Annotated in this window: 20 protein-coding genes; 15 read left to right on the top strand and 5 right to left on the bottom strand. The window is 56.0% G+C overall.

Going from position 1 to position 19,819, the window contains the following annotated elements; all coding sequences use genetic code 11:
• Nucleotides 1–176: 176 nt before the first annotated feature.
• The gene (locus tag P0119_10930) at nt 177–1,328 is read right to left on the bottom strand and encodes a hypothetical protein (protein MDF0666568.1); all 1,152 of its coding nucleotides are present in this window, start codon (nt 1,326–1,328) and stop codon (nt 177–179) included.
• 200 nt (nt 1,329–1,528) lie between these two features.
• Complete coding sequence (locus tag P0119_10925) at nt 1,529–1,723, bottom strand: hypothetical protein (protein MDF0666567.1); 195 nt, start codon at nt 1,721–1,723, stop codon at nt 1,529–1,531.
• A gap of 492 nt (nt 1,724–2,215) precedes the next feature.
• Between P0119_10925 and P0119_10920 the strand changes: the two genes are divergently transcribed.
• The 3 genes from P0119_10920 to P0119_10910 all read left to right on the top strand — a co-directional run bounded on the left by P0119_10920 (nt 2,216) and on the right by P0119_10910 (nt 3,427).
• On the top strand, nt 2,216–2,422 hold the full coding sequence (locus P0119_10920; protein ID MDF0666566.1) for a hypothetical protein: 207 nt from the start codon (nt 2,216–2,218) through the stop codon (nt 2,420–2,422).
• Between the two features lie 403 nt (nt 2,423–2,825).
• Complete coding sequence (locus P0119_10915; protein MDF0666565.1) at nt 2,826–3,017, top strand: type II toxin-antitoxin system Phd/YefM family antitoxin; 192 nt, start codon at nt 2,826–2,828, stop codon at nt 3,015–3,017.
• 101 nt (nt 3,018–3,118) lie between these two features.
• Nucleotides 3,119–3,427: a type II toxin-antitoxin system RelE/ParE family toxin gene (locus P0119_10910; protein ID MDF0666564.1), complete on the top strand. Its 309-nt coding sequence runs from the start codon at nt 3,119–3,121 to the stop codon at nt 3,425–3,427.
• Between the two features lie 130 nt (nt 3,428–3,557).
• Here P0119_10910 and P0119_10905 read toward each other — a convergent pair whose 3' ends face one another.
• Nucleotides 3,558–4,160 (bottom strand): hypothetical protein, encoded by a 603-nt coding sequence (locus P0119_10905; protein MDF0666563.1) that lies wholly within the window; start codon nt 4,158–4,160, stop codon nt 3,558–3,560.
• Nucleotides 4,136–4,651, bottom strand: a complete 516-nt coding sequence (locus P0119_10900; GenBank protein ID MDF0666562.1) for a hypothetical protein — start codon at nt 4,649–4,651, stop codon at nt 4,136–4,138. Before P0119_10900 ends, P0119_10905 begins: the two co-directional genes overlap by 25 nt.
• 390 nt (nt 4,652–5,041) lie before the next feature.
• On the opposite strand from P0119_10900, the gene P0119_10895 reads away from it, so the two are divergent.
• From P0119_10895 to gap, 7 genes are all read left to right on the top strand, one after another.
• Entirely contained in the window at nt 5,042–5,944 is a 903-nt protein-coding gene (locus P0119_10895; GenBank protein ID MDF0666561.1) for a hypothetical protein, read from the top strand.
• Nucleotides 5,945–6,140: 196 nt separating this feature from the next.
• Complete coding sequence (locus tag P0119_10890; GenBank protein MDF0666560.1) at nt 6,141–6,701, top strand: zinc-dependent peptidase; 561 nt, start codon at nt 6,141–6,143, stop codon at nt 6,699–6,701.
• Entirely contained in the window at nt 6,661–7,146 is a 486-nt protein-coding gene (locus P0119_10885) for a zinc-dependent peptidase (GenBank protein MDF0666559.1), read from the top strand. Before P0119_10890 ends, P0119_10885 begins: the two co-directional genes overlap by 41 nt.
• A gap of 159 nt (nt 7,147–7,305) precedes the next feature.
• On the top strand, nt 7,306–7,527 hold the full coding sequence (locus P0119_10880) for a hypothetical protein (GenBank protein ID MDF0666558.1): 222 nt from the start codon (nt 7,306–7,308) through the stop codon (nt 7,525–7,527).
• Between the two features lie 200 nt (nt 7,528–7,727).
• Nucleotides 7,728–8,108 carry a DUF488 domain-containing protein gene (locus tag P0119_10875; GenBank protein ID MDF0666557.1) on the top strand — a complete coding sequence of 127 codons (381 nt, stop codon included), beginning with the start codon at nt 7,728–7,730 and terminating at the stop codon, nt 8,106–8,108.
• A 152-nt stretch (nt 8,109–8,260) separates the two neighbouring features.
• Complete coding sequence (tal, locus tag P0119_10870) at nt 8,261–9,904, top strand: transaldolase (protein MDF0666556.1); 1,644 nt, start codon at nt 8,261–8,263, stop codon at nt 9,902–9,904.
• A gap of 275 nt (nt 9,905–10,179) precedes the next feature.
• On the top strand, nt 10,180–11,199 hold the full coding sequence (gene gap, locus P0119_10865; GenBank protein MDF0666555.1) for a type I glyceraldehyde-3-phosphate dehydrogenase: 1,020 nt from the start codon (nt 10,180–10,182) through the stop codon (nt 11,197–11,199).
• Between the two features lie 149 nt (nt 11,200–11,348).
• Here the strand turns inward: gap and P0119_10860 are convergent, their stop codons facing one another.
• Complete coding sequence (locus tag P0119_10860; protein ID MDF0666554.1) at nt 11,349–11,645, bottom strand: hypothetical protein; 297 nt, start codon at nt 11,643–11,645, stop codon at nt 11,349–11,351.
• 522 nt (nt 11,646–12,167) lie between these two features.
• Between P0119_10860 and P0119_10855 the strand changes: the two genes are divergently transcribed.
• The 5 genes from P0119_10855 (at nt 12,168) to narJ (ending at nt 19,818) form a co-directional block, all read left to right on the top strand.
• Complete coding sequence (locus P0119_10855) at nt 12,168–12,362, top strand: hypothetical protein (GenBank protein MDF0666553.1); 195 nt, start codon at nt 12,168–12,170, stop codon at nt 12,360–12,362.
• A gap of 128 nt (nt 12,363–12,490) precedes the next feature.
• Nucleotides 12,491–13,543: a DUF2235 domain-containing protein gene (locus P0119_10850; protein ID MDF0666552.1), complete on the top strand. Its 1,053-nt coding sequence runs from the start codon at nt 12,491–12,493 to the stop codon at nt 13,541–13,543.
• A gap of 434 nt (nt 13,544–13,977) precedes the next feature.
• Nucleotides 13,978–17,691 carry a nitrate reductase subunit alpha gene (locus P0119_10845; protein ID MDF0666551.1) on the top strand — a complete coding sequence of 1,238 codons (3,714 nt, stop codon included), beginning with the start codon at nt 13,978–13,980 and terminating at the stop codon, nt 17,689–17,691.
• Between the two features lie 22 nt (nt 17,692–17,713).
• Nucleotides 17,714–19,258: a nitrate reductase subunit beta gene (narH, locus tag P0119_10840; protein MDF0666550.1), complete on the top strand. Its 1,545-nt coding sequence runs from the start codon at nt 17,714–17,716 to the stop codon at nt 19,256–19,258.
• Entirely contained in the window at nt 19,255–19,818 is a 564-nt protein-coding gene (narJ, locus tag P0119_10835; GenBank protein MDF0666549.1) for a nitrate reductase molybdenum cofactor assembly chaperone, read from the top strand. The genes narH and narJ overlap by 4 nt, the downstream gene beginning before the upstream one ends.
• Nucleotide 19,819 lies beyond the last annotated feature (1 nt).

The following is a 19,819-nucleotide window of genomic DNA, read 5'->3' as shown; positions in this document are numbered from 1 at the left end:
TCAACGGAATGCACAAAACAAGATTTGACCCTCATTTATGTTCACTCCTGAAAGGCGTCAACTTCTTCCGCGAACCAGCCCATCAAGTATAACGCCAAAAGGCTCAGTTCAAACAACGACTCCCGACCCCTTTTTACATCCACATTGACCAGGCGGTCGTCCGAATGTTAGGCCGTTCACTCCAAGCGCCACTGCGTCCGATATGACCACTCATCACAGACCTCGAGCGTCACGTCAGCATGTGTGCGAAGTGGAAGCAGTTGTGATAGGTACGCCCGAAACTCCCCCTCGGAGTGCCGAACGGCAGCGCGGAGACTGTAGTCACGCTCATGATAGGCTACCTTGATTCGAAGGTTTTGCTCGTGACGAGGGTTGTCCCCTCCTATAAAGATCCTAAACGTTCCGTATGGAAGAAGAGCTGCATTGAATGCGATCAAACCTTCCACAATTAAGTATTTTGCCGGCAATATCTCGGTTACTGCAGCCAAAGGCAAACCGGTATAGTGATCGTACTCCTGAATCCTAATTGGAAGATTGCGAGTCAAGTAGTTCGCCAAATCTTCTTGGGCCCGTTCAAATCGCCAGTTGTCGGCGGCAAAGCCGTGAGAAATCGGCTTCGCTTCGCGCTCGAGTCGGCTGAATTGATAGGCGTCGAGGGACAGAATCGCAACTGAATCAGGACCTTCTATTGCGTTTATCACTCGCGCAAGCTCTTTGGCAAATGTAGTCTTTCCTACCGCCACGCCACCACAAATCTGAACCACATGTTTTGTGATTGGAAAGGGCGCGGTTCGTGTGTGACGAAGGGCTTTTTTGTAGAGATTCTCGGCGACCGAGGAATTGTCTGTCTGCGATTGCGCCTTGCTGCGAAAGTCCAACAACTGTCGGATCCGTGAACTGTGATGGTGAACCGGGTTATTGTCTCGCCTGGTCCACCTCATATCCTGAAGGCTAGAGATCAAGAACGTCGACAAGCCTACATGGCCTTCCGAACTGTTCCTGTACTGATAGACACGATAATCGTGCAGGTCGAAAGGAATACCCTCGAGCGCATCAGCAATCATGAGTACGTTCGTACCAAATGAGTGTGCGACGCCAAGCTCATAGAAGACATTTGGGTTCAGAGTAGTGAGATCCGCGATTACGACGTCAGCAATCTCGATTTGGCGGACAATTTCTTTGCCGATTACGTATGTAGCGTCATCGTGTTCGTCTGCCCGCTTGCAGCGCCAGCCCGACACGCTCTCGATGGATGGCTTAATGACTGTCTTGTAGCGAGTTGTGAAGTCAGCATGCCGGAAAGGCATGATGACAAATGCGAGCGACACAGTGACTCCTTGCTTCTACTTAGGCCTAACGTCAGGCATCAGGCGCTGCACCGTCGGCTGCGTGCCATCTTAGAATATTCGCTTCCACCATTTGAATGCTCGCATGTCGTCGAGCTTCAGCACGAACCACTCCCCCCTGCTTTCGTCTATCCACAAATCGCTGATGCCAGTAACCATTCACGCCTGAGGGATCATCGATCTTAGGCAATAGCGGTCAGAGTACAATTTCTACTTGGAGGTCTGTCTGCTTCGGGCGCCTCCGGGTTCGCCTTGCGCAGACACTCCAGAAACACCTCGTAGTCTTTTAACGCCAGAAAAATCGGTTGGCGATTATTGCCACGTTGGATGACGTGATAGGGATACGACGGCAGGCTGAGTCGAGGCAACCGCGCCATAGTTGGAAGACCTCATAAACTACTGAGGCAGGCACCTTACTTCTCAGTTGGTTTAGCTGTCAAGAAATGGTTCTCTGCCCCCCATTTCTCTCTCTTGGCCCAACGTTCCGCCCGTAGGCCACGTGCGAGCACCGGAACTACAATCTCTATTCGTTCAGGACTACCCCACAACATAATAGGGTCAACAACTGTCTGCGCTGTCAAGTGCCAAATCGGGAATCTTCAGATTCCTTGTATCGTGCATAGAATAGCTACGATGTTCGGGCATCCGTCCGACACCCTCGCAGATGCCCCGAACCGAGTCCTCATCTGCCAGCACACTCACTATTCGCCATCTTAATGACGGCCATCGGCTCGACTACACACATCACCGCGTCCCCTCGCGTTCTACAAACCGATCCACTCCGACAAACAAGCCACGTTGACAGGCTTCTTAATCGCCAATAGAATTCATTCAACGCAAGCTGCCCGAGTCAGGGAAGAGGAGCAACCATGAGGCATATCCCGGCTCACTATGATGGCGAGAAGGTTGTCCTGGATGAGCCGGTGTCACTTTCGGCGAATACACCAGTGGAAGTCGTGATTCCTGATTCCCAAGAGGAACTAGCCGTCCTCAAGACCGACACGCTCCTTGCTTCCTTGCCCAGCTTAACGCAGATTTGGAACAACCCGCTCGATGCCGAGTATGACAAGCTATGACCGGGGCGATGTCGTCCTGGCCATCTTGCCGTTTTCGGATCTCACAGGGGTGAAACAACGGCCGGCCGTTGTTGTCAGCGCCCCACACCCGTCAGTAGACCTGCTGCTCCTTGCGCTGACATCTCAGCTTGCGCATCTACAATTGGGCAAATTCACCTTGGCTGATTGGAAAAACGCTGGCCTCCTGTTTCCCAGCGCAGTCATGAGAAGGGAAGTGAGGGTCCGATCTTGTTTTGTGCAGACATTTGAGAGTCTGCCTCTTTGCACCTCAGCTCGCACACCAAGCGTTCATCTTTCCCCTCACGCGTCGCGCAGCGCCCACTAGCCAGTTCATTAGACGACACTCCGCCCGTCGCTGTAAGATAACGACCATAATTCTGGTCGTCCATACAAGAGGTCTACAATGGCAAAAACCTTGTCGCTATCGGAAGTCAAAACCCGACTGCCTGAACTCGTGGCGGGCGTACAAGAACGCGAAGAAGAAGTCATCGTCACAAAGAACGGCCGTCCAGCTGCCATTTTGATGAATGTCGATGAATATACCCGTCTGAAAGAGACCTTGGATGTCCTAAGCGATCCCGGTCTCATGAGCTAGATTACTGAAAGCCGAGCCTTTTACAAAACGAAACGCAACGGGCTTTCGTTTGAGGACGTGTTCGGCGAACCCCTCGCGCCCGTCAAGAAACGACGCACGGCGTGATCTCCTTCCGACCGGACATCCCTCCGCATATGGCGGACGTGACGCACTCGCTCCGTCCCGATCTCAAGCAACTGATCAAGTCAGCCATTCGCGCCATTACCGCAAACCCCGAATGTGGGGAACCACTCAAGCGGGAACTCGATGGGTTACGAAAGTATCGCGTTCGTCGCTTTCGCATCGTCTATGCCGTTGATCGAAAAATACGAGTCATTCGGCTGATGGCTGTGGGTCACCGTCGATCTGTATACGAGGAGTTGACGGAGCGACTTCAACGAAGGACCCGGTCATCGCGATTCGCCGATTGACTCCATTGCAGTCTTACCCGGCTGCGGAAAATCACTGCGTTCGTCCTGAGTCTTTGACTGACTCAGGACAGGCCGGTCGAAGCACACACATCGAGTTTTCCGCAGCCTGTTAAAGATCCTGGCCAAAGATTCACAGATGAAAATAGCAGTAGTCTTTCGAAGCGTCGCTCAAATACCCGGCGGGGCGATATCTCCATACTGTCGCAAGCACGTGGCAAGACAGGAGTCTGAGTTTCGTCTGCAAGAGCTCGCCCGAGACACCCGCTGGAACATCCATCCGCGCCAGGCCGCTCCATGCATCTTGTTCATTCTGGACGAAGAGACTCTGTATGGAGACTGTCAATTGTTCCGTATCCTTACTCTGCGATGAGTATGCGAGCACGACCTGTTCCGCTTTCAATGACCTGGCTTGGGACAATGCGGCCTGTTGTTCACAACCGGCACATGATTCCGCCTCTTGTCGAGGGGATGCCGTACCCAGAACGATCAACTTATGGCCCCGCAACCATGTCTCCACCACCTTACGCAGGGTGGGATCCTCCGCCCACACGAACAGGCTCGTGCCTTCTCCAGGAATAGCTCGGAAGGAGCCGGCGGTATAGATGTGATTGAGGTCCCCAACGCAGCCCGACGAGAGGAGCCCGACAATCAGCAACAGATTCCATCGCACCCGCACGAGCCTATTCGATGCGAAGGTTCGGAGACCCGTCAGGTACAGGAATAGCTGGTACATGGTGTTGCAACCAAGTCCGACCACCTAAATGAGAAGAAGAACAAGACCGTGTATTGATTATAGAAGGCCAATCCCTCATACCATGCGGTCGATCGAACCAGTTCCCCAGTCCGGACATCATAGACATCTATCGTGAAACGGGCGTAGGCCTGTTGCCGCTGTTCTTCAAATATGGTTATCTGCGGTAACGCAAAGGGGATGAGGACGCTCTGAACCGGCGGCATACCAAAAAAAAACTTTCCCTGTTCAGTCCCCAGCGCTTCTACGACGACACGAAAGAGGTACCGGGTTTCCTCGCCACGTATGCGCAAGGGGAAGCCCAACTCCCCCAGGCGAGCCTCAATCTTGCCCTGCATGACAGGCAGATCGGAGGCCTCATGGCGAACGACCTGCGGCTCCGGTGGAGTGATGGGGCTGATGATTTGAGGTGTGGCAAACGACGCCTGTAGGAGCGACCGATCATGGGGGAAGCCGGCTATCTCTACGACCACCGGCTGTCCCGAAGGTACCGGAATTAAGAGATGCTTTACACTCCGTGTGATGGCCTGACTCAGAAGCAACTGCTCTATCGCGGTCCTGGACGTGCGGGTCGGCTCACGGGGCCCCACACAACTGGATAGAAGCAAGGAGGAGACGACGACCACAAGGAGGATGGATTTTCTGAATCTTGGCACGATCAAGCAACCCGCACCCTGCTCTGTGATGAAGTGCTCGCTTGAACGGGTCGATCGCAGCTCATGAAAGGAATCTACTGAAGGTCGCTCTTCTTTTCAAGATGTGCTCAATCCGTCCTGCTAGGTGTTTTACGAGGTGTGTTCGAGGGAGGAGATTTGCTTCACTAAAGGGACGTTGGAAGCCGGGACGAAGCACGCTCATGGATCATGACGCGGATCGACTTTGTGTTGCATCCGGTGCAGCCCTTTCGACTTGATCTCACCGTCTGGGCATTGCGACGGCGTCCGAACAATGCCATGGATCGCTGGGAGGAAGGGATCTACAAGCGGACGATTGTCGTGGGTGCAACGCCGGTTCAGGTGGCCGTCACACAGCAGAACAGCACACTGACCGTTACCGCCACCGGAACCCAATTGCCGCCTACGACGCAGGTAGACGTGACGGCTGCATTGGACCGGTTGCTAGGCCTGCGGGTAGATCTTCGCGAATTTTATCGGTTGGCGTCGCAGGAAACAAAGCTGCATCAGTTGGCTCGACGTTTTCTCGGGATGAAACCGCCTCGTTTCCACAGTGTGTTTGAAGCATTGGTTAACGGAATCGCGTGCCAACAACTCAGCTTGACCGTCGGGATTGCCTTGCTGAATCGCTTGACGGAACGTTACGGATTAGGGAGCCGCAATGAAGGTGTTGCCTTTCCGCGTCCCGACGATCTGAGCGCGGTTGAGGTGCAAGCGTTGAGAGCATTGGGATATAGCCGAAGCAAGGGACAAACCGTCATCGATGCAGCCCGAGCGATGAGGGAAGGCAAACTCGCCCCCGATGGGTTCGCGACCATGGATGACACTGAGACGGTCAATCAGTTGATGGAGTTGCGAGGAGTGGGTCGTTGGACCGCTGAATACACGCTGCTGCGCGGCCTCGGACGGATTCACCAGTTTCCTGGCGATGATGTCGGGGCACAGAAGAGTCTCCATCGATGGTTGAGGCTGAAACGGCCGCCGGATTATGACCAGGTCCGCAAGGTCCTGCGTAAGTGGCGTCCGTACGGCGGGTTGATTTACTTTCACTTGTTGCTGGACGGGCTCGACCAAAGGGGGTGGGTGGCATGAGTCTGCACCGGGAACAGCTAAGGAATTGATCGAGAGAAAGAGTATCTGGATGCGAGGAAGGGAAAAGAAGCAGACGCCGGATAGGTCACAGCGTAGAGACCACCCAGTCATGGGTTTGGGCGGCCTTCTCGTCAGCCCTGCGTTGTCGCGAAAGGCTGTTGAGATCACCGCCACGATCAAGTAGGAGCACGCGCGCATGCTGGTGACGCCCGAACGCAATCGTCGGAATCGACAGGACGCTCTCGCCGTCACGATCCTCATGGCAGTGACGTCGGGCATCGTGGGGTGGTTTTTCCATCCAGCGCTGATTGTTCTGGGATTGTGCCCGTTTGTGTACCGACGGTTGCGGCGACGGTGTCTTCGTCGGTTAGCGGTGATCAACCAACCGTTCCCTGAGCACTGGGATCGAATTCTTCGCTCTCACGTGGCGTTCTTCTGCGCCCTAGACGACTCGAAAAAAGAGCGATTCAGACAATTGATGAAGGTCTTTCTCGATGAAGTCCGGATCACGGGAATCCGAACGGATGTCGATGACACGATTCGGGTCCTCGTCGCTGCCAGCGCCGTGATTCCCATCTTCGGGTTCCATGATTGGGAATACCATCGCTTGAGTGAGGTGCTGATCTATCCGACCTCGTTCAGCGATACATTTCAAATGAATGGAGAACCGAATGAGAACATCGTTGGGATGGCCGGTCTGGAACATCATAAGCGGCATGGTGATTCTTTCCAAGCCGGCTCTCCTGGCTGGATTTGAAAATCAATCAAGCAAGGAGAATGTGGGTGTTCATGAGTTTGCGCACGTTGTCGAGAAAGAAGAGACCGACTACGGTCTCCCGCAAGAGGTTCCCTGGGAGGTGGTCAAACATTGGATTCAATACGTGGCGCGGGAACTGGCCCGTCCTCCGAAGAATCGTTCCCACATCAACCCGTATGCCTACACGAATGAGCATGAATTCTTCGCGGTGCTCGCTGCGTACTTCTTCAAGTCGCCTGATGTCTTACTGAAACAAGATCCCGCCTTGCACCGTATGCTTCAGGACATGTTCCACCAGAACACGAACGATCTTCTCAGGCTGGTGCCTAAGCCGCGCCGGAGATACGGTCGGAACGCTCCCTGCCCGTGCGGCAGTGGCAAGAAATACAAGATGTGCTGTCTGTTGCATAGAGAGAGGTCACCAGACTTCGAAGTCGTCGCATGAAGAAGATATGACGACGATTGCGATTCACACATGAGGTCACACCGAGTTTCCATCATGGCCTGTCCTGTTAAAGACCGGCGCCCTTGGCAAGGGGCTCGAAGGATGCGCACGAGACAAGATATCGCAGAGCTGTCTCTTAACGAGAAAGTGAGGTGTAGCATGTTGCGAAAGCAGGCTAAGACGAAACCAACGGCCGCTGGTCGTACCGCCGAACGAGAGGAGGACCCGCTGGCTTACGAAATGTGGCTGACTGATGAAGCTGAACATGGACCGGTGGAAGAACGAGGGGCCGCAGCAGACCTCTTACTTTCAGAACTTCAACGTCGAGGCCCCAGAAAGCGGTCCGGAACCAAGACATCCAGGAGAAAAAAGTTGAAGTAACCGCTTGTCCTATTCAGACGGCTTCGGCCCAAACCAACCGCAGGCTGTGGCCATAGGACAATGAATCTCAGCAAGGTCCAAAGCCGAAAGAGGTGTCATGCCGGCCTCTACAAGAGTCCTTGTGACCTCGGTCAAGTCCACCTTACGGTCGCCCGCATACTCGTGAGCGCTCGATGAGGTCGCAGGAAAGGAAGACTGACATGATTACACTGAAACGCGTCTATGACCCAATGACTTCCGCCGATGGGGTGCGCTTTCTCGTGGAGCGGCTGTGGCCTCGCGGCGTGAAAAAAACCGCCCTGCACATCGACGCCTGGCTGAAGGATGTGGCGCCAAGCGGACCCCTCCGTCGTTGGTTTGGTCATGATCCAAACAAATGGAGTGAATTCCAACGACGATACCATGACGAATTACGTTCGAATGCAGATGCATTGGAACCCATTCTGAAGGCCGCTCGGCGGGGTCGAGTCACCCTCGTGTACAGCTCCCATGACACGGAACATAACAATGCCGTGGCATTGAAAGGGTACCTGGATGCGAGGAGCGGGAAGAAGCAGCCGTCCCATGAGCCGGCAGCGTGAGGAACGTCCAGCCAGCGGCTTCGACGACGTTGTCGTCAACCCTGCGCTCGCGAAGGAACTGGTCACAATATTTCCAACAGGACGATTTCGAGACGCCGAGCGTCGTCGTCTCCCGGGGGAAGCGGCGGAACTCGAACGCAAGGAGGATGAGCATGAAGAGCAATCGTTTGAAGAAATTAGAATCGTTCGGCCAATCGATCTGGTTGGACTACATCCGACGCGATCTGATCGCCAGCGGACAGCTTCGGCGTCTGATCGAAGAGGATGGTCTTCGGGGAATAACCTCGAATCCCTCCATCTTTGAGAAGGCGATTGTAGAAAGCCATGAGTACAACGATGATATTCGGGCCATGGCCCTTGAGGGGAAAGAAGTGATCGCCATCTACGAAGCTCTCAGCCTACATGATGTCCAGCGCGCAGCAGACGAATTCCGCCCGCTGTATGACAAGACCAATGGCCACGATGGATACGTCAGCTTGGAAGTGAATCCCCATTTGGCACACGACGCCGGAGGCACGATAGAAGAAGGTCGCCGATTATGGGGAATGTTGGATCGACCCAATGTCTTCATCAAGGTCCCGGCCACGACCGCAGGCTTATCCGCCATTCAGGAACTCATCAACGAAGGCATCAATGTCAACGTGACCCTGCTCTTCGGGTTGCCGCGGTATCGACAGGTGGTGGATGCGTACCTCGCCGGCCTCGCCTCGCGTCTGGCCCATGGGAAGCCTGTGAACCATGTGGTCTCGGTGGCCAGCTTCTTCGTGAGCCGTATCGACAGTCTCGTGGACCCGATGTTGGCACAAAGCATCGCGCAAAGCGGAGAAAAGGCGGATCTCGCGAAGACGTTGCGTGGACAAGTGGCCATCGCCAGCGCAAAGGTCGCCTATCAGATCTACAAGGAGATCTTCGGCAGTGATCGCTTTAAGACATTGTCAGGCCATGGGGCTCGCGTCCAGCGCCTGCTGTGGGCCAGCACCAGCACCAAGAATCCTGACGACAGCGACGTGAAATACGTTGAGGCGCTCATCGGGCCGGACACGGTCAACACCGTACCGCTCAAAACTCTCGATGCGTACCGCGATCACGGCGATCCGAAAGTTCGCCTCACCCAAGGTGTCGAAGAAGCACGATCGCTCTTGAAGCGATTGGCAGAAGTGGACATCAGCCTCGATCAGGTGACGCAACAACTGGAAGACGACGGTGTCGCAAAATTCAACAAATCTTTCGACCAATTGATAGAGACCTTGGCGCAGGCGCGCGCCGCCGCGAAAGGAGAGCGTGCCGACCCTCAGGACGGGCAAGGAAATCGAGAGGAGTCGATCATGGCGAAACATTCCCAGGTCAAAGTCGAATTGACGGGCGTCCATCTCTGCTGTCAGGGCTGCGTCGATGCAGCTGACGCCGCGCTCAGGAGCGTGGTAGGGGTCACATCTCATTGCGATATGGAGAAGGGGACCGTAGCCCTCACGGCCGGTAATGATGCCGTGGCTCAGAAGGCTCTCGACGCCCTTGCCGCCGCAGGCTTCTATGGTCGCCCCGGCAATCAGAAGCTGGCAATGAAGGCGTTGGGCGACATTCCCAGAGGCAAGGTCAGCAGCTTGAAGGTCTCGGGCATCCATAACTGCTGCGAGCCCTGTTGTGAGGCCATCAAGGAGGCAATCGCGACCGTGGACGGCGTAACCGGCGATACAGCCAAACCTCAAGCGACGAGGTTTGAGGCAATCGGCGACTTCGATGCCGCCGTCCTCGTCAAGGCGCTTAACGCTGCCGGGTTCAGTGCGCGGGTCGAGTAGTGCTCCCATGGATGATCATTGCCGGTACCGCCTGCATAGCAAGCCGCGGAAAAACTCGGCTGATGCCGACAATAGAACTGGAATTGTCCGTACAGTGTCAGCGCCAGGACACCTTCAGGATGCTCAAAAAGGCTGTCCAGCAAGGCCGCCGCAAGTGAAGTGGCGAGGCGTACGCGCTTCGGTACGTTGAGCCTCTGAACGATGCGAGAACGCCGCTGGCGGACTTTTTCAGCATCCTGTTAGACATGTCCGAAGGAAAAGGAGTAAAGCGGGCTATGGCGACGATTGCGATTAACGGATTAGGCCGAATCGGGCGCGCAGCCTTCAAGATTATTCTTGAGACACCGGAGTTGGAGCTTCGAGCGGTCAATGACCTCAACGCTGCCGACGATCTTGCGTATTTGTTGAACTACGACACGGTCTACGGACGTTACCATGAGAAGGTCGTTCCGCTGTCCGATGGTCTGAGGGTCAAGGAGAAGACCTATCCTGTATTTAGCGAACAAGACCCGGCCAAATTGCCTTGGAAGAACCTGGAGGTTGATATCGTGCTGGAATGCACGGGGGTGTTTAACCAGTCAGTAGATTTGGAACGTCACCTGGCGGCGGGGGCCAAGACTGTCATTCTCTCGGCGCCCAGTAAAGACCCGGAAATTGCCACCATGGTTCATCGAGTGAACACGGCGAACGGACCGACTACAGGCATTATCTCCTGTGCCAGTTGCACGACGAACTGTATTACCCCCGTGGTCGAGATTATGGGAAGAAGAATCGGAGTCGAGAAGGCCATCATGACCACGGTGCATGCCTACACCGCCACCCAGGCGACTGTCGATCGCCCGAATAAGAAACGACGGCGAGGCCGAGCTGCCGCCGCTAATCTGATTCCTTCTTCGACCGGCGCCGCCATTGCGACGGCTAAAGCCCTGCCTCAATACGCGGGGAAGTTCGCCGGCCTAGCCGTTCGCGTTCCGCTGGCGATCGGTTCACTCGCGGATCTCGTGTTCCTCACGAGCCGAGGTACGACAGTTGATGAAGTCAACAGGATCTTCAGAGAAGAAGCCGGTAGTGACCGGTACCGGGACGTGCTCGGCGTGACAGACGAATCGCTCGTCTCCTCCGACATCGTTCAGGACCCGCGCGCGTCGATCGTCGATCTGGACCTGACCCAGGTAGTGGACGGGAACCTTGTCAAAGTGATGAGCTGGTACGATAACGAGTGGGGATATACGTCTCAGATGATTAGGGAAGCCGTCAGAATCGCCGGCGCGTCAAAGGCTGCCGCAGCACGTTAAGGCTCAGCGTCCTGGAAGGATCCAAGTCTCGGTATCGAATACCTGTCCAAGAAGCAAGACATGGGGCCGATGGCATCTACGCATTGGGCTTGGTCCTCTCGCATGCCGGCCTCCCCAGAAATGTCACGGCGCAGTCTCGATGAGGTACCCTAAGTCGAGGGTGTCCAGCGATAGCCGTTCTCTCCGTGAAGCCGCATTTCCTGGGCAACATCCTCCGTCAGTATCTGGTCAATTCTCTCAGGCGTAAAAGTTCTATCTGCTAAGGTAGGCCATCCGATAATCAATTTAAAGAGCTTCTTCTCGTTATTTACGGTAAAGGTATGGGTCAGCGGTCTGTCGGCGTGATACGCAACAGCAAAATTCTCGAATTCTTTCGTCAGATAGTTTGTGATCGCCTCGACATTTCTATCGATCCATGACGCGTCGTTATTAGCCACTTCTACCATCGCAGCACCTCCCTTGGTAAATCTTAAGACAACTCGGGTAGGTTCGAGCGTGCGAGCGTTGCTTCCAGTCGAGTCTCCGGACTGCCTTCACCCTCGCTCGAACCGGCTTAGATATTTACACGCAAAGTTTGTGCTCACTCAGATGCATGGTCTGTACTTGCCGTTGTCATTACGCCTGTGGCGGTCAAAGTTGTAGCGATCAAGATGTCACAGCAGGAACGATGCCTGAGGTCACCGGCGCAAGTCCAACGAGCTGATGCATGTTCACCTGACGGTTCAGAGATCGAAATGACTCGTTTCGCACAGGCCGCACAGTTCGAAGAGACCGCCATCGCATCAGCTCCGGCTCCTCACAACAAGATTCTCCTGTGATTTCAACATCTGTTCAGTCGAGCAAGGGTTGTGCACAAAACGATCTCGGTCCGGAAATCACGTGCAGTCAGCCTTTCCTCTTCTTGTCTTAATTGAGGAAGGATTCCGTGGATCGATAAGTTTGTACTGGAGATCTTGGTTCAAAAGCACATGGACAAGACATCCAACATCGAGCCGCACGTCAAGCAGTTGCAAGTTGCCGCCAAAACAGCCGTCAAGGAACGGTATGACGGTAAGCGCAAGAACATGAACCCTGTCCTGGAGGTGCCGGAAACAAAGGAAGATGGGGTCAGCCTCGAGACCGCGCATCGAATTTTTGCCATAGTCGTCAAAATAGTTCCCTAGCCCACAGGTACAACAAAAGTGAATGACGTCAAATGGAAGAGGCTACTTTTAACCCTGCTGTAGGGACCGCGTACGATTCCAACGTCCTGCCTGTCGCTCTAACGGTTGGTTAAGGGAGAGGGAGGTTTATGCCCAAAAACATCATCGTCTGTACCGACGGCACTTGGGACCATCCGGATTCCAAGACTCCCAACGTCGGCACGTCACCGGATGAGACGAATGTCTTCAAGTTCTTCTCCCTTCTGCCGGGCGAGGCGCAGATCCGCCCGACCGGGGTGCGCGTCAAATCGATCCAAGGACAAACCGCCTTTTACGACGACGGCGTCGGGGCCGATGGAATCTGGGCGGTGCGGATCGCCGAAGGGGCGACGGGAGCCGGTTTGGAGCTCAAGCTGCAAGCCGGGTATCGATTCGTCTCCGAGCAGTATGAGGATGGCGATCGGATCTACCTGTTTGGGTTCAGCCGAGGTGCTTATACCGCCCGTAGCATCGGAGGAATGTTGACCAGATGCGGCGTGCCGGCAAGGAAGCTACTGGACGATACCTTCGCGAGCCATGCCTTCGACGTCTACCGTCGACACGACAACGCCGTGACGGCTCAATTCCGCAAAGATTATCAAAGCCGGGACGTGTCGATCGAAGTCATCGGTGTGTGGGACACAGTGGGGGCACTCGGCATTCCCCTCGCACTCTTCAGCGGCCTTGACCATGTATTGTTCAGTTTTCACGACACCTCGCTGCACCCGAATGTCCGGTTCGGCTACCATGCCGTCGCCATCGATGAGAAGCGGGAAAGCTTTCCGCCGACGCTGTGGGATCCACGCGAAGGTGTGGAGCAGGTATGGTTTGCCGGAGTCCATTGCGACATCGGCGGCGGATATAAGGAAACGGGCCTGTCCGACGTGACGTTCGGTTGGATGCTGAACAGAGTGCAACCCCATGGCCTGCTGTTCAAGGACGGTACGTTCACCAAGGATGGAACCGCCACGATCACCGGCGATCCCCTCATGGTGCCGATGCATGATTCCTACAAACCGCCGTTCATCACGCTCCACCCCTCTGTGCGCGTGATTCCTCCGTCCGCCCCATTGCATGTCAGCGTGCAAAATCGACTGGAGAAGGCGAAACCTGAGTACCGACCCACAAACCTGCCGCCGGAACCGCGCAAATACGTCGAGTGATGACGCCTCGCCGACCGGCGTTCGCGGAAAAACAAAGGGAACCCCCAGCTCGAAGGCATCGGTTAAGTTAAGTAAGCATACATGTTCGTTCACATTCCAGCTCATCAGCAGAGCGGTCTGTGAGCGTCCCTCTCCACACGAACTCACGTGTATATGCATTTCGTTGGCCTGCTCCCAAGTTGAGGTGGTTCGTCCTTTTTAATAGGACAGCTTCATGTCTCATAACTACGACTTCCAAATCAGATTCATCTGGGTATCGATCTGCCGACCTGTCGTCATATAAATGAGGAGAGTGTGGGGTCAATAGATACGTGGTGGCCCATCGATCGGCAAGGATCCATAATTCAAAACGATTTCACTCCGCCAAGTTCGCATTCCGTCCGCTCCGTACATCAGAAACCGCAGGCCTGCGCCATATTTCTGGAAGGGTACCTATGAGTCATTTTCTCGATCGGCTTCTGTTTTTCCGGGAAAACCTCGACAGGTTTTCAGGAAAACACGGAGTCGTCAGACGAGAGGATCGTACTTGGGAAAATGCCTATCGCGATCGCTGGAATCACGACAAGGTGGTGCGTTCTACACATGGGGTCAACTGTACCGGCTCATGCAGCTGGAAAATCTATGTCAAGAACGGATTGATCACCTGGGAGACGCAACAGACGGACTATCCTCGGACGCGCCCCGACCTGCCGAATCATGAACCTCGCGGATGTCCCAGAGGGGCGAGCTATTCCTGGTACCTCTATAGCGCGCAACGCCTCAAGTATCCGTTGGTGCGGGCACGCTTGATGGCCTTGTGGCGAGAAGCTCGGAAGACGTTGGAACCGGTAGAAGCCTGGGCATCGATCGTCGAAGACGTCGACAAACGTGAGCACTACACCTCGATACGAGGACAAGGCGGCTTCGTGCGTGCGACGTGGGACGAGGTCACGGAACTGATCGCGGCGGCTAATATCTATACAATCCAACGGTACGGTCCGGACCGTATTGCCGGGTTTTCTCCCATCCCGGCGATGTCGATGGTGAGTTTTGCGGCTGGCAGCCGCTATCTGTCGTTGATCGGAGGCGTCATCCCGTCATTTTACGACTGGTACGCCGACTTGCCGCCGTCCTCGCCGCAGGTCTGGGGCGAACAGACCGACGTGTGCGAGGCTGCCGATTGGTACAACTCCTCCTATATTGTCGTCTGGGGGTCGAATATTCCGCAGACTCGGACTCCCGATGCGCACTTCTACACGGCTGCACGGTACAAGGGCGCCAAAACCGTCGCCGTGGCTCCCGACTTTGCGGAATACGTGAAGTTCGCGGATCTCTGGCTCGCGCCCCGGCGTGGCACGGATGCTGCGCTTGCCATGGCACTCGGCCATGTCATCCTGAAGGAGTTTCATCTGACCGCCCGCAGCCCCTACTTCTTGGATTATTGCCGCCAGTACAGCGACATGCCCATGTTGGTCTTCCTGCGCCCTGCCGGCAACGGATATGAGCCGGGTCGCTTTGTCCGGGCATCCGATTTCGACGGCCACCTCGGCGAAACCAACAACCCCGACTGGAAGACGGTGGTCGTTGACGAAACGACCGGCCATCTGTGCGTCCCCCAAGGCAGTGTCGGTTTTCGGTGGCGCGAGAAAGGACGTTGGAATCTCGATCTGGCCGACGCGACGACAGGCCGCAAGATCACGCCCGCATTAAGCGCATTGCCACAAGGCGAGGAGATCGTGCCGGTCGCCTTTCCCTACTTTGCGGACGATCACCCGTCGGTCATGCGCCGCCTGGTCCAGGCCAGACGGCTCAGCACCGTTCACGGCGACAGCCTCGTGGTCACCGCCTATGACCTCCTGCTGGCCAGTTACGGCCTCGATCGAGGGCTTGGAGACGATCAGGCGGCGCGGGACTACGATCAGGACGTGCCCTATACGCCGGCATGGGCCGAAAAACATACGGGTGTCTCTCGTCATCAGATCATTCGTCTCGCCAGGGAGTTCGCAGAGAATGCCGAGAAGACAGGGGGCCGTTCGTTGGTCATCGTCGGAAACGGGATCAACCAGTGGTACCACACCGACATGATCTACCGCGCGATCATTAACGTCCTGGTCATGTGCGGATGTGTCGGGCGATCGGGTGGCGGGTGGGCTCATTATGTGGGGCAAGAAAAAGTGCGGCCTCTTGCCGGTTGGACGACCGTGGCCTTTGCGCTCGATTGGGTCCGCCCACCGAGACACATGAACGGTACCTCCTTCTTTTACGCCCACACCGATCAGTGGCGGTATGAAAGCCTGCGGCCGGCCGAAACTCTCTCGCCGACGGCCAAAGACGATCCGGATGCGGATGCGGCCCATATCATTGATTGGAACGTGCGGGCCGAACGCAGAGGTTGGCTCCCTTCCGCACCTCAACTCAATAGAAATCCGCTCGATGTGGTGAGCGAAGCGGAGGCAACCGGAGCACATCCGATCGCCTACACCGTCGAACAGCTCAGAACCGGCAAGCTCGCGATCGCCTCCGAAGATCCCGATCACCCCAAGAACTTCATCAGGAACCTGTTCATCTGGCGTTCCAACTTGGTCGGCTCCAGCGCGAAGGGTCATGAATACTTTTTGAAGCATCTGCTCGGAGCCGATCACGGCGTCCTGGCTCCCGATCTCAAGGAACAGGACGCGCCGCTCCCGCGTGAGGTGATCTGGCGAGATGAGGCTCCCACGGGAAAACTCGATCTACTCGTGACGCTCGATTTTCGCATGTCCTCGACCTGCCTCTATTCCGATGTCGTGCTGCCCAGCGCGACCTGGTACGAGAAGGACGATCTGAACACATCGGATATGCACCCCTTCATCCACCCGTTGTGCGAAGCGGTGAATCCACTCTGGGAGAGCAAGGCTGATTGGGACATCTTTAAAGAAATCGCTTCGAAGTTCTCCGAACTTGCCGGACCGGTCCTTGGCACGCAGAAAGACCTCGTCTTGACACCTCTATTGCACGATACCGCCAGCGAGCTCGGTCAGGCGATGACGGCGGACGACTGGAAGCGCGGCGATTGTGAGGCCATCCCAGGCAAGACCATGCCGAACATGACCCTGGTCATGCGACCCTACGGTGAAACATACGATCGTTACATCGCGCTTGGGCCGTTGACGTGGGACCTCGGGACCGGGGCGAAGGGCATCGCATGGGACAGCAAAGAAGAAGTTGAAACGCTGCGCAGGCTCAACGGCGAGACGGGCAATCGGGAGCCCTATCCGAAGCTGGAAACGGCGCGGCAAGCGGCGCAAACCATCTTGACACTCGCGCCGGAGACGAACGGTCATGTCGCGATCAAGGCCTGGGAAGCCCTCTCACAGCGAACCGGTCGATCCCACAAACATCTGGCTGAAGGGCGGGCTGAGGAGAGAGTCACTTTCGATGACCTGATTGCGCAGCCCAGGAAGGTCATCTCCGCGCCGACTTGGAGCGGCATCGAGTCAGAAAATGTCTCCTACACCGGAAGCTATACCAACGTCCAAGAGCTGATCCCCTGGCGAACGCTGACGGGACGCCAACAACTGTACCAGGACCATCCGTGGATGCGCCTCTTTGGTGAGCAGGTCTGCGTCTACAAGCCGCCCGTGGATACCCGATCGGTTGAAGCGCTTCGTCGTCACATGAAAGACGACCGGAACTTCCTCGTCGTCAGTTGGATCACCCCTCACCAGAAGTGGGGAATCCACACGACCTACAGCGAGACCAGTCCGATGCTCACCCTGTCTCGAGGTGGTCCGATCGTCTGGTTGGCGGAGACGGAAGCCAGAGAAGCTGGTATCCGGGACAACGATTGGATTGAGGTCGTCAATGCTAATGGCGCGCTCGTGGCACGGGCGATTCTCAGCCAGCGGATACCGCGCGGAGTGGCGATGATGTACCACGCGCAAGACAAGATCATCAACATGCCCCTGGCTCCGGCCACAGGCCGGCGTGGAGGCATTCACAACAGCCTGACAAGGATCATTATGAAGCCGACTCACATGATCGGTGGGTATGCGCACCTGGCCTATGGCTATAACTACTATGGAACGGTCGGGACCAACCGAGACGAGATGGTCGTGGTGCGGAAGCTCGAACACGTCACATGGGACGTCGATCCATCGCGACCAAACGGTCACGCTCGAGTGATGTGAGACGTGCATCGATGGAGGCCTTATGAAAGTCCGCGCGCAAGTGGCCATGGTCATGAACCTTGATAAATGCATCGGCTGTCACACCTGCTCCATTACCTGCAAGAACGTGTGGACGTCACGTGAAGGCATGGAATACGTCTGGTTCAACAATGTCGAAACGAAGCCGGGCGTCGGCTATCCTCACGAATGGGAAAACCAGGAACGCTGGAACGGCGGTTGGGAACGTAAGGAGAACGGCACGATCAAGCCGAAACAGGGCGCTCGCTGGCGAATCTTGACCAACGTGTTCTCGAACCCCAACTTGCCGCAGCTGGACGATTACTACGACCCGTTTACCTTCGACTACAACACACTCCATCACGCGCCGGAAGGACCGGTGGTGCCCACAGCCAGGCCGATGTCCGTCATCACCGGGGAATTCAAGGACAAGATCGACGGGGGCCCAAATTGGGAAGATGATCTTGGCGGCGAGTCAGCGGAGCGCCTCAAAGACGTCAATGTCGATGGAATTGATCCGGATCTCCTGGCGTCATTCGAAAACACCTTTCTGTTCTACCTCCCGCGGCTATGCGAACATTGTTTGAATCCCACCTGCGTCGCGTCCTGTCCGTCCGGTTCGATCTATAAACGGGAAGAAGACGGCATTGTGCTGGTGGACCAGGATAAGTGTCGTGGCTGGCGAATGTGCGTCAGCGGCTGTCCTTATAAAAAGATTTATTACAACTGGCACACAGGCAAGGCTGAGAAATGCACCTTTTGTTATCCGCGCATCGAATCAGGCCAGCCGACAATTTGTTCGGAGACCTGTGTTGGTCGCCTGCGATACTTGGGCGTGATGCTCTACGATGCGGATCGCATCGAAGAAGCGGCGAGCGTCGAGCAGGAACAGGATCTGTATGAGGCCCAACTTGGACTGTTTCTCGACCCCAAGGATCCGGCTGTGCAGACGCAGGCGAAACAGGACGGGATTCCCGACAACTGGCTGGAGGCGGCCAAGCGGTCTCCTGTCTATAAGCTGGCGGTCGAGTGGCGTCTGGCGTTTCCTCTCCATCCCGAATACCGAACGTTGCCCATGGTCTGGTACATCCCGCCGCTCTCACCGGTTTCGAATTCAACCGAGACTGCGCATCCTGAGGCGGACGGGCTTCCCGATACATCCTCCCTCCGGATCCCTGTACGCTACCTCGCACACCTTCTGACGGCGGGGAAAGAGGAACCCATAGTACGTGCGTTGGATCGGATGCTCGCGATGCGCCGATACATGCGAAAGAAAGACATGGGGGACGACGCAGTCGTGATGCTGCCACGGGTGGGATTGAGCGAAAGCCAGATTGAGGAAATGTATCGGTACCTCGCGATTGCCGATTATGAGGACCGGTACGTCATTCCAACCAACCATCAGGAGGCCCTGTCGCACAGTTTCGATGACCAGGGCTCCTGCGGTTTCTCTGCCGACAGCCGATTTTCCGAGGGAGTGACGGGCCCGAGTGTGTTCGCCGGCAAGGAACGGACGAAGGCCCAATTCATCAGCGTGAATGAGATCCGGAGAGGGAACCGCAGGCCGTGAGGATTTATAAGGTCATCGCCTTGCTCCTGACCTATCCCGAACAGGATTGGCTGCAATCGGTCGGCGAGTTGCGCGCGATGGTGTCCGCCGAGGTCGGAGAGGGTCGGCATGCGGGGCGCCGGCTCGACTGCTTGTTCCACCATCTGCAGCGCGGAGCCTTGATCGACCTGCAAGAGACATACGTGGAGACCTTTGATCGAAATGCCGCCCATTCACTGCATGTCTTCGAGCACACGATGGGAGATTCCCGTGAGCGGGGTGAGGCGATGGCTCGACTGGTGGAAGGATACAGACGGTTTGGTCTGGAACCGACGAGCCTGGAGTTGCCGGATTTTCTTCCGCTGTTCCTCGAGTTCCTGTCCCTGATTCCGCCGGAGGAGGCGCAAGGGCGACTTGCCGATATCGAAACTGTTGTGGAAACCCTGCATGGCCGGCTCGCGGATGTCTGCTCACCCTATGCTGGAGCCTTCGACGCCCTGACGTCGCTGATGCCCGGCTCCCTGTTGTCAGGAACCTCGTCCTCGATTCGCACCATGAAGCGATTTCTTCGGTGGATGTGAG

This window comes from Nitrospira sp., assembly GCA_029194665.1.
GTDB lineage: Bacteria > Nitrospirota > Nitrospiria > Nitrospirales > Nitrospiraceae > Nitrospira_D.
This window is presented reverse-complemented; position numbering and strand designations above follow the sequence as displayed.

Bases quoted from the DNA above. Each gene is read 5' to 3' on its own strand.
- P0119_10905 (MDF0666563.1), bottom strand. From the start codon at position 4,160: ATGTACCAGCTATTCCTGTACCTGACGGGTCTCCGAACCTTCGCATCG.
- P0119_10920 (MDF0666566.1), top strand. From the start codon at position 2,216: ATGAGGCATATCCCGGCTCACTATGATGGCGAGAAGGTTGTCCTGGAT.
- P0119_10890 (MDF0666560.1), top strand. From the start codon at position 6,141: ATGCTGGTGACGCCCGAACGCAATCGTCGGAATCGACAGGACGCTCTC.
- P0119_10885 (MDF0666559.1), top strand. From the start codon at position 6,661: ATGGTGATTCTTTCCAAGCCGGCTCTCCTGGCTGGATTTGAAAATCAA.
- P0119_10895 (MDF0666561.1), top strand. From the start codon at position 5,042: ATGACGCGGATCGACTTTGTGTTGCATCCGGTGCAGCCCTTTCGACTT.
- P0119_10850 (MDF0666552.1), top strand. From the start codon at position 12,491: ATGCCCAAAAACATCATCGTCTGTACCGACGGCACTTGGGACCATCCG.
- narH (MDF0666550.1), top strand. From the start codon at position 17,714: ATGAAAGTCCGCGCGCAAGTGGCCATGGTCATGAACCTTGATAAATGC.
- P0119_10925 (MDF0666567.1), bottom strand. From the start codon at position 1,723: ATGGCGCGGTTGCCTCGACTCAGCCTGCCGTCGTATCCCTATCACGTC.
- P0119_10860 (MDF0666554.1), bottom strand. From the start codon at position 11,645: ATGGTAGAAGTGGCTAATAACGACGCGTCATGGATCGATAGAAATGTC.
- P0119_10880 (MDF0666558.1), top strand. From the start codon at position 7,306: ATGTTGCGAAAGCAGGCTAAGACGAAACCAACGGCCGCTGGTCGTACC.
- P0119_10915 (MDF0666565.1), top strand. From the start codon at position 2,826: ATGGCAAAAACCTTGTCGCTATCGGAAGTCAAAACCCGACTGCCTGAA.
- gap (MDF0666555.1), top strand. From the start codon at position 10,180: ATGGCGACGATTGCGATTAACGGATTAGGCCGAATCGGGCGCGCAGCC.
- P0119_10855 (MDF0666553.1), top strand. From the start codon at position 12,168: ATGGACAAGACATCCAACATCGAGCCGCACGTCAAGCAGTTGCAAGTT.
- P0119_10845 (MDF0666551.1), top strand. From the start codon at position 13,978: ATGAGTCATTTTCTCGATCGGCTTCTGTTTTTCCGGGAAAACCTCGAC.
- tal (MDF0666556.1), top strand. From the start codon at position 8,261: ATGAAGAGCAATCGTTTGAAGAAATTAGAATCGTTCGGCCAATCGATC.
- P0119_10875 (MDF0666557.1), top strand. From the start codon at position 7,728: ATGATTACACTGAAACGCGTCTATGACCCAATGACTTCCGCCGATGGG.